Source organism: Pantoea sp. EKM101V (assembly GCF_011800325.1).
GTDB lineage: Bacteria > Pseudomonadota > Gammaproteobacteria > Enterobacterales > Enterobacteriaceae > Pantoea > Pantoea anthophila.
Map to the genome: position 1 here is coordinate 1 of NZ_JAALFP010000023.1, position 10,150 is coordinate 10,150.

A 10,150-nucleotide genomic window follows, 5' to 3' on the forward strand; every position below is an offset into this window, starting at 1 on the left:
TTATCCTGCAGGGGCTGCGCCTGGGCCTCGCTCAGCAGATTGTGCGCCGGGTCAAAGGCAAAATACTCATCACGCGCCCGCGTCATGCGTCCCAGCGCGTCATATTCGTAACGATAATCGCCCGTGTATTTATCTGTCATTTGCGTCAGCTGTCCATCGCGCCGCCAGACATACTCGCGTGCCACCGCTGACTGAGCGCCACGGCCCGCACGCTGGCTTATCAGCCGTCCCATCTCGTCGTGCAGATATTCACTGGTGATTGCGCCCTGGGTGCGTCGCACTTCCCGATGCAGGACGTCACGTTCGCTTTCGCTGATGACCCGGTTACCAAAGTTAACCTGGACCCGATGCCCGCTGCCGTAATAAAACTGCTTCAGTTCCCGGCCATCCGGCAAGGTGGTATGCGTCCGGTTACCCAGTTCATCATAGCTGTGGTGCAGTTCGTAACGGTGCCCCCTAACCAGCGTCCGCTCAGCAAGTAACTGACCTGCATCGTCCCATTCCAGCTCAGAGCGACCGCCGTGATTTACCCCTGCAGTCAGGCGACCCAGCGCATCATAACGATAGCGGGTACGCTGCCATACTGCATCGCCTCCGCGCGACACCATTTTTTCCAGCAATCGCCCGGCCGCGTCACGCTGATAGCGTGACTGGATTACCGGCCCGCTGCCATCGCCTTCTTCAATGCGAGCCAGCAGCCAGCCACTCTCATCATATTCATAACGCGTTTTACACCCATCAAACCCGCGCTCCTCTATCCGGTTATCCCGGGCATCGTAGCAAAAGGCATAACGTGCGCCATTTTCATTAGTCAGTGCGGTCAGGCGACGGGCCAGATCATATTCGTAGCCAATGCTGTGGCCGAGTGCATCAGTTCGCGATAACGGCACGCCATCCGCTGCCAGTGTCCAGCGTGTAACCTGCCCCTGAGGATCCTGCCATGCAACCAGCCGTTTCCAGCGATCAAACTCAAAACTCTCTGATCCACCATCGGCATGCACTATCTGCTGAGGCAGCCCATTCCACCGGTTAAAAAACTGCGTCAGGCAGCCTGCTGCATCAGTCTGCTGCTTCATCCAGCCATATTTATCATAATCGAAGGTGGTGGTCCGGCCGGAGCAGTCGGTATGACTGATAAGGAAGTTGGCCTGGTTCCAGCATAACGTTTGTACGCCCGCTGCAGCATCACGCACCCTGACCAGATTGCCGCGATCGTCATGGTTATATTCTGTAATGCGACCTATCTCATCCGAGAAGCGGATTAAGTTTCCTGCTGTGTCGTAACTAAATTCCCGGGTGCCACCCAGCATGTTGGTTATACGAACCGGCATATTCCAGCGTTCGTGATAGTCAAAACGTGTAGTCTGACCGTCTGGCTCAATGATGGCTGTACAGTTGCCACGTTCATCATAGCGGTAACGCGTTACCCGACCGCACTGATCGGTGAGTTCTGTCATCTGACCGCGAACATTCCGTCTGATACGAATATAACCTTCCATCGCATCCTGATAGCCGATCAGTTCCTGGTTATCGTCAAAGTCGTAACGGGTTACGCGTCCCAGGGCATCCGTGACCGTTGTGGACTGATGGTCATACTCAAAACGCCATTCCCCGCCGAGGCTGTCACGATGTGCCAGGACCTTTCCTTCCGGAGCATAGGTGTCGTAATGATAAAAACACTCCATCTCGCCCGCGCGACGATGCGCCACCATAATATGATTGCGGTAGCGGAATTCACGCAGCACCTCGTTGAGCTCATTACGCACAGCAATAAGATCGCCCTGCGTCGAATAATCGTAGCGGCACAGAATTTCAGCATTCAGAGGGTCAGACGGATAACAGACGCTGACGCTGGTGATACGGATTAAGGGGATACCCGTATCCGATGAAAATGTTGAAAAGGTGATATTAAATCGACGGCCAGCGCTATCTTCAATCTGTACAGGCAGATTCCGGGTATCGTAACGCAGTGTCAGGCGGTTGCCGTGACGGTCACTGATGGCTGATAACAGCCAGCGGTCAGATTCAGCTTTATGCGTAAAGTGCCAGTGCTGACTTTCATCCGCGTCTGAAATGCAGAATTCCTCTGCCTGCGGTTGTGAGAGAGAGAGCTGTTCATAGCGATGAAGTTGTGGCCTGCGTCCTGCCTCAGGATAAGGAAACTCTATTTCGCGCCCCTGCTCATCGATCAATATCAGCAAATGATTTTTTCTGCGCACTTCCTGTGAGATGGGCAGAGACCAGCCCTGCCCCAGCCAGCCATTACCCGTTTCGTCAGAAAAATAGTAGCGTTGCCAGTTAAGGGGGACCGAGGCCGGGAAAAAGAAATCATTGTCTTCAGGGCCAAACAGCAGCTTGATACCCAGCACAGGGTTAACCGGACTACCTACCGCCATTTCCACCTGCGGCAGAGGCCTTGCCGGAATTTTACACGGTTCAGTCTTTTTCTGAGCATGGCCTTTATCGCTGCCCCCTTTTTCACTGCCCGCTTTCTTGGCGCTGATAACTTCATCAGCCTCTTTTTTAGCGGCTTTAGCGGCGGTCGTTTCAGCTTTGGCTGCTGCTTTTTCTGCCAGCTCAGCACCTTCTTTTGCAATACCCTTGCCCGCTTTCGCGGCTTCGACTGCTTTACCTGCCTTTGCGGCCAGTTTCCCCGCTTTAAACGCAGCGCCCCCGCCGGGTACAAAGTTAGCTGCCGCCGAAGCAGCTGAAAGTGCTGCGTTACCATAATCGCCTTCTGCGGTGTAAATTGCCGCGTTCGCGCCGTCGGCAACGGCGCCAACAACCGGTACGGCACCTAAAACATCCAGGCCGGTATGCACCCAGTCGCCATAATTGCTCCACCAGCTTTTCTTTTTCGGCGGGTTGGCACTGCCCGCCGCCACATGGCCTTGTGGCGCAGGCGCATATTGTAATTTACCAATCGTATTTCCGGTTGCCATTGGAGCTCCGTGCGAACATTTACAGGATGAAGAATAAAGTTATTGATAAAACGAATTTACCCGGGAATAAGAGATCACATCAGGCGGCGCGATAACAGAAAAAATCAGCCCGGCCTGCATTTGATCATTTCGGGGATGGGATGAGAAATAGAGTGCAGTAACCAGAGTTTGCCACAAAGGCTACCCGATGCAGAATCAAGGAACTTGTCCCGAATAATGACAAGAACTCTGTTTTTATGGTCTGAACATAGCAGTACAGGACAGGCTGACACTAATATTGCCTGGCGAATTGCATACAACTACCCCATACCACTCAGCCTGGTCTGAATCCTATCGGCTCCCTTGTGCCAGCGCTTTTATCTCATTCAGCTTATCAATAGCTTTTACATTATCTTTATTTGTGTTACTAATAATTTTATCCAGGAGCTGATTGAAAGTCACATTATTAACATCAGTAATATTTGCATCTGCGCCATGATTGAGAAGGTATTCAACCTGATCATATTGTTGACCATACAGACCTTGAAAAATTGCCGTTTGACCTAAGCTATCTTTTGCATTGACATCAGTACCAATCTCTACAAGATATTTCAGAGTCGGGAAGGATCTTTCATTTGTTGCATAAAATATTATCGGCGTGCTTTCAAATCTCGCATTTTTATCCATCCCGCCTTTAATTAAGGCTTTAAAAAACACAGGGTCTGCGTACCCTGCTGTATTAGTTGCCACAGATCCCATGTCGACAACGTATTGAAGAGGATTAGCGCCATGTTTTACTAAAACACTCAATATATTGATTCTGTTAACTTCCTTTTTTGATGCCTCACTCAATGCATAATACAAAAGCGTTAAATCCTTTTCGCCAGACTTATTAAGATCGGTTTGCGTTGATAATTTTTCCACCTCATCAACGTTGCCCTCTTCGATTGCCTGAGCCAGTTGTAACTGATCCCCTGAAAAGTAATCCTCGGGATAGATCTTTTTCGTGTCGTCGCAAGCCTGAAGAGTTAACAAAGAAAATAAAATAACCATTCGCCTGACAAGGCTCAAGCTGTACCTCCAGCGATTCGATGCAAATTCAAAAAACTTATTACGAATAGTGACAGGGACTCTTTTTTGTGGTCTGACCCTCGTGTTATAGGTCAGGCTAGGACGCAAATCATCTGACGATTTGCGTGCAACTAACCCATACCACTCAGCCTCATCCAAAACCCTATCGGTTTGCTTGCGCCAGCGCTTTTATCTCTTTCAGCTTATCAATAGTTTTCACGTTTTCTTTATTAGTATTGTTAACGGATCTATCCAATAATTGATTAAATGTCACCTTATTAACATTGGTCACATTTGCATCGGCACCATGCTTAAGAAGGTATTCAACCTGATCATATTGCTCGCCATATATCCCTTCAAATATTGCCGTTTGTCCAAGACTATCTTTGGCATTAACATCAGTACCAATCTCTACAAGATATTTCAGAGTCGGAAAGGCTTTTTCATTAGTTGCATAAAATATTATCGGCGTGCTGCTAAACCTCGCATTTTTATCCATTCCTCCTTTAATCAATGCTTTGACAAAAGCAGGATCTGAATATCCCGCTGTGTTACTTGCCACAGAACCCATATCGGCAACGTATTGAAGAGGATCGGCGCCATGCTTCACTAAAGCACTCATTACATTGAGTCTGTTAATGTCCTTTTTTTGAGCTTCACTGAGGGCATAATACAAAATCGTCAAGCCCTTTTCGCCAGGCTTATTAAGATCAGTCTGCGTTGATAATTTCTCTACCTCATTAACATTACCATCTTCAATTGCCTGCGCCAGTTGTAACTGACTTCCTGAGAAGTGTTCTTCCGGATGGATTTTTTTAACATCATCACAAGCCTGAAGAGTTAAAAAAGAAAATAAAAAAATCATCCTTCTTAAATGATTCAACCTGCACCTCTGGTAATGTCTAAAACATTAAAGATCTTTACAGACTCCAAAACCGATTTAAACAGAAATCTATTTTTCGGACAAGATACTAAAGATTATCTATCAATTCTGGCAGCAGGATTAATTTAATTCCCTGCCTGACGAAAACGAGTTAAATTAATGCTATCAGATGTGCCAATAGCCCTTTATCTATTAATTTTTTATAGCGCCAGCTCCTGGCTGAACAAAAAATAAGCCCCTACCAGAGAAAGAGCAGTAAAGATATTGAGAAACACTTCAAATTTCAACGTGCTTTTTAAAAGAAAACTCTATTGATGTTAAAAAATAAAATTTAAGCCTTTTTTAAAAAACAGAAAGACATCCTTGTCTCTTCGCTAACGACAACCCGCCACAAACTTATCTTCAAAGCCTGAACTAAGCCCGCCCACCTTTCTGCTTAGCAAGCTTAAGTATTTCCATTAGCTTGTCCTGCGTAGCACCTTTCTCTCCATTATTCCGTTTGATCACATCGTCCAGTTGGCGCATAAAAGACCAGCCAGTATTTGTTTCAACACTATTGGGATTCGCTCCGTGGTTTAATAGCCACTCGACAGTGTCTAACTGCATTCCATCCAGTGCAGCCATTACAGTCGATTTCCCCAGCGAATCTGTAGCGTTCACATCTGCACCACGCTCCACCATCAATGCTAACGTTTTTATGGTATCGTCCGATGCAGCATCATGCAGTAAGGGTTGCCCCTGAACTTTCACATTGACGTTCATCCCACCGTCAATCAATGCCTTCATAAACTCCGGATGTGGAGAAGTGGCAACGACTTCTGCAACACTACCCATATCAGGGACATCCTGAAGCGGATCAGCGCCAGCTTTGACAAGCTGACTCATAATTTCTAATTGTTGGCTTTTTCTATCCTGCGCTTGCTGCAAGGCAAAATAGAGCAAGGTCATGTCTTCTTTACCTGCAACATTAAGCTGTGCATCAGAGGCTAACGCATTTACTTTATCTGGATCTACACTGACAATTGCTTCTGCAACTAAAAGATTCCGTCCTGAAAAGAATTTTTTTGGCAAAGGACTATTTGTTGCCCAACAACTCAATGAAAAAGTGGTCATAATAAATATAGCAAATTTGCATATAGTCCTCTTCACTTAAAGTCGCCTTATTTCAATCAATATTAAAATGCTTTTAATTTTCAACCTTGCGCCAAAGCAAAAAGACATCCTTGTCTTATTATTAAAAGACGCAATATCAGTGATAAACACGCCCTCCTTTCTGCTTAGCAAGCGATAGAATCTCCATTAACTTATCGTGCGTAACGCCCTTATCACCACCATTATGCTTTATGGTGTCGTCAAGCTGGCGCATAAATGACCAACCAGTATTGGTTTCGACTGCATTAGGATTGGCACCATGATTAAGTAACCATTCAACTGTATCCAGCTGCATTCCATCTAGTGCATGCATTAAAACCGGTCGGCCCAGACTATCTGCCTGATTAATATTAGCTCCTCTTCTCACCATTAGAGCCAGGGTTGATATAGTATTATCTGACGCCGCACGATAGAAAATCGGGCGCTCCATGATTTTTGCGTTCGGATTCATGTCAGCATCCAGTAGTGCTTGCATATATACTGGATAGGGTGATGTAGCTAATACTTCGGCAACACTTCCGACATCAGGAACATTTTGCAAAGGATCAGCACCAGCTTTAACCAATGTGCGAATTATGTCCAGTTGATTTTGACTTCTGTCTTCAGCGCTTTGTACAGCAAAAAACAATATTGTCATATCTTGCGCGCCGGGTTTGTTAAGCTCAACATTATTCGCAAGTTTGCTTACTTCTGAAACATTTCCACTTGCTATCGCCTGCGCCATGGTCAACTGAGTCCCATGAAAATATTTTTCCGGAGGTAGTTTATTCATAGCGTTACATCCCGTTGCAGCAAAAAAAACCAGTATCCATAAACGGCGTATTACATTCCTGAATATTTTGATGAACATAATATCTCCCTAAATATTAAGCAAAATTGCTTCATCATCATGTTTCTCCATCTCTATACAATGTTTAACCTGATCCATACCATGCATATCTATCGCGCTGCCTTGACCGCCCTTGAGTTCATGCTTAGAGCCCACTGCTGAGGGCGACATTATCAAACCTGCTCCAAAAGCACTACCAGCAACGGCTCCCCATAGCGAGCCAACTTTAAACCCTGCTAATCCCAGGCTCCCAATAACTGCAGCACCTCCCCAAAAGCCGGGTTCCTGAACCATCGTTAGAATTTCACCTTTAACGCGATAAGCTGATATGTTTTCTGCACTTTTAGCTGATGGGTCTTCCCCACTATATTTTTTCACTGTAGATGATTTCAGCCCCGCTGCATTAAACGTCCAACCTGCTTTTCCACTTGAACGTGAAGCCGCAGATGCAAGTCCACCTCCCAGTGAATGACCGGTTAAATCTATGGGTGCCGACGAACGTTTTACAGCTTTTCCAATATTTACGGCTTGCTTGTAATAGCTCGATTCAGCGCCAACGCTTTGCTGCACATTATTCTTCCAGTCAACAGCTTCAGTCATTCGCGTACCGCGAAAAACAACAGATGCTGACATATCCTTGCCAAAAGTTGCTTCATCCGGTTCATATACACGAGACCTGAAACCCGGCTCTTTTGGTACTGTCAAATCAGCTGGATGGATATTATATTTAGCCAATGCCTTAGGATCATCACTGATATCTTTCCAGCCTTCTGGAATATCAGGCATAGGCTTAGTAGGATCGCGGGGTTCATAAACGTAGTCAGCCAGTCTCGCCTTCTCCATACCGGTATTATTCTGCTCAAGCCGCAAAGCTGCCTGCACTACCTTAGGATCTTTGCTTTTCTTGCCTTTTTCAATCAGCGCTTTACGCCTTTCCCATGTCTCTTTCTTAGTCAGATTCCCGCCGCGTCCACCAAGAGCTTTGCCATTCATGGCAAACATATCCTGCACGCGATTCAGAGGAAATCCACCAATGTACGTATCCGGGCTGTGTTCTATTGACCAGCAGTCTCCCTCAACCGTCCCACTGACTACACCTTTGTTGCGTCCTGCTGCATCACCAATCGTGGTAGGCACATAACTGATTTTGTAGACAAATGCCGGATGACCATTAAATTTCACGCTATCTACGGTGCTTTTCGACGGTGCCAGTGTAGCCGTTACCGGATAAGGTACCGGTGGCTGAATGCCGGGGGTGAAACAGAGATCGGGCGCTAATCCAACGACTTTATATACGCCATCTTTGCGTGCGGCATAGTTATCCGCCATAGCGTCGCTCCCCGTTCATATGAGCCAGCATGGAAGTTGGCAGCGGGATAAAACTGTCAGCCTCACCATCGTTAAGTTGCTGTTGTGCGCGTTTCATCATCATTTGACGCTCACCAGATGCGATAAAGCGTAGCTCTGTCATAGCGGGTTCGAGTTGCTCGGAGAAGACTGCGCGATAACTGCAGTGAATCCGGCGAGTAGGTAAATCGATGACCAGCGTGTCGAGTTGCAAATCATATGTTACTCCGGCGCCCTGCTGCGTGGTCACAAAGGCAAATAATGTTTCTACCGGCACAGAAAAATCGATCTGCTGTCCGCTCTTTTCCTGATGCGATATCAGGTTTTTTAGAGTGACAGGAATATGCGTCATGGGTTTAGGTAAGGGAAATTGCATCCAGGGATGCGCACCGCACCAGTAGTCGAAACTAAAATCTGCGGGCAGAAACGGATGTCGATGCTGTTTCCACGTTTCATCGTAAGTCCCGGCAAATGCAATGCGCGGATGCCAGCCCCGACCATAGAAACCAAATCCAGCCGGCAGATTTTCATCATCGATTTTTTTTACAGGCTGTGGAAGTAATTCAAACTGGGGGGCAGGAATGCGCTGCAGTTTCAGTTCTTTTTGTGCTTTTGCCGGGAGCCAGCCAACACCAACACTGTTGGCAGATGAAGCCAGCTCCTCTCCGCCTTCCAGCCTGTAACACCCCCCCTGCGCAAATTCATAACGTAAATCCAGTCGCGTTACGGGTCTGGCATCCGTCAGTTGCCAGCCAGTGACCATTTTTCGCCACTCACGCGGGCCATAAACATTCAGAAGGCGGGTGAAGTCACCAATGCGGGCGCCTGCAGTAAAATGCCGTGCAGGCTTATCTTCAGGTGCCCACGCACTGCCATTGATCACCACATCCAGTCTGGGTTTGTAAGGTGCCAGGTCACTTTCAAAACGTACACTACTGGTGCCGGGCTCATCGTAGTAATGATCCTGCTCGACCAGTTCTCCCTGATCTTCACTCAAGGTCAGCCTGCCGCTGATAATGTCCAGGTCATAACTGACACGAGCCACCAGTACGTTAAAGCCATGGTCATGCTGATCAAGTGACTCAAATAGCAGCGCCGGAAAAGCGCTGTAATTAGCAAAATTTTCCATAATCAGTTGATGTCTATCTGTGTTCCGTCGATATCAATCACCTTCTCACCGACCAGCTTGATCTTATTCGCGCTGATGGTAATGGTGCCATTCTGCTCAAGCACGATCATCGATTCGCCACATACCAGGGTGATTTTGTCTTCAGCACTGAACTCAGCATTTGTCCCGGCAGAAAGCGCGATATCCCGCCCGGCATTCAGCGAATATTTCATGCCAACATTGTGCATCTGCATTGCGCCGACATTGGTCATCCAGCCAGCGCCGACGTTAAGCACATAGGCTGCACCGATATTCGTGTTCTGAGCCAGTCCGACATTAAGCATGGAAGCCAGTGCGATTGTTTCAGTTTTGGCCTGATCGACCTTAAGCATCTGATTGCCATTAACCGTAACGGACTGGTTTTGTCCGATTCGCACATTTTCGTTCTGATCGACCGTTTCAGTTCGATTACTGTGTACGGTGATGGTTTCATTTCCATCCACCGTCTCAGTACGGTTCTGATGAACAGTAATAGTTTCATTCTGATCGACCGTTTCAGTGCGGTTTTTCTTCACCTCGGTCGTTTCGTTGCCGCCGATGGTCTTGGTCCGGTTGCTGCCAACACTGTGGGTTTCATCATTTTCCACCTCAGTGTCCATATTCTTTTCAGCATGCAGCCACACCTGCTCTTCACCCGCCTTATCCTCAAACCTCAGCGCGTTCGCGGTGTCCGCCGTGCCGTCCTTCGACCGGCTCAGGAACCCCATCTGCGTCGCCGCCGCCGGCAGCGCCCACGGCGGCATGCTCGCCTCGTTGTACACCCGACCAATGATCAGCGG

At 47.5% G+C, this 10,150-nt stretch carries 7 protein-coding genes and 1 pseudogene; all 8 read right to left on the reverse strand.

Annotation, left to right across the window (positions count from 1 at the left end; all coding sequences use genetic code 11):
- Window positions 1-2,942 (reverse strand): DUF6531 domain-containing protein (locus HFD92_RS21325; protein ID WP_167429655.1); only part of this gene is annotated, 2,942 nt, incomplete at its 3' end.
- Window positions 2,943-3,272: 330 nt separating this feature from the next.
- Window positions 3,273-4,151 (reverse strand): ankyrin repeat domain-containing protein, encoded by an 879-nt coding sequence (locus HFD92_RS21330; protein WP_255461744.1) that lies wholly within the window; start codon window positions 4,149-4,151, stop codon window positions 3,273-3,275.
- Window positions 4,152-4,155: 4 nt separating this feature from the next.
- The gene (locus HFD92_RS21335; protein WP_255461745.1) at window positions 4,156-4,875 is read right to left on the reverse strand and encodes an ankyrin repeat domain-containing protein; all 720 of its coding nucleotides are present in this window, start codon (window positions 4,873-4,875) and stop codon (window positions 4,156-4,158) included.
- A gap of 414 nt (window positions 4,876-5,289) precedes the next feature.
- Window positions 5,290-6,024, reverse strand: a complete 735-nt coding sequence (locus tag HFD92_RS21340) for an ankyrin repeat domain-containing protein (protein WP_235334498.1) — start codon at window positions 6,022-6,024, stop codon at window positions 5,290-5,292.
- A gap of 100 nt (window positions 6,025-6,124) precedes the next feature.
- Window positions 6,125-6,877, reverse strand: coding sequence for an ankyrin repeat domain-containing protein (locus HFD92_RS21345; protein WP_052722460.1), 753 nt, complete (start codon window positions 6,875-6,877; stop codon window positions 6,125-6,127).
- Window positions 6,878-6,886: 9 nt separating this feature from the next.
- Complete coding sequence (locus HFD92_RS21350) at window positions 6,887-8,185, reverse strand: DUF4150 domain-containing protein (RefSeq protein WP_046101656.1); 1,299 nt, start codon at window positions 8,183-8,185, stop codon at window positions 6,887-6,889.
- Window positions 8,175-9,332 (reverse strand): DUF2169 domain-containing protein, encoded by a 1,158-nt coding sequence (locus tag HFD92_RS21355; protein WP_167429656.1) that lies wholly within the window; start codon window positions 9,330-9,332, stop codon window positions 8,175-8,177. Before HFD92_RS21355 ends, HFD92_RS21350 begins: the two co-directional genes overlap by 11 nt.
- A gap of 2 nt (window positions 9,333-9,334) precedes the next feature.
- Window positions 9,335-10,150: pseudogene (locus tag HFD92_RS21360) on the reverse strand (type VI secretion system tip protein VgrG); the annotation flags it as partial.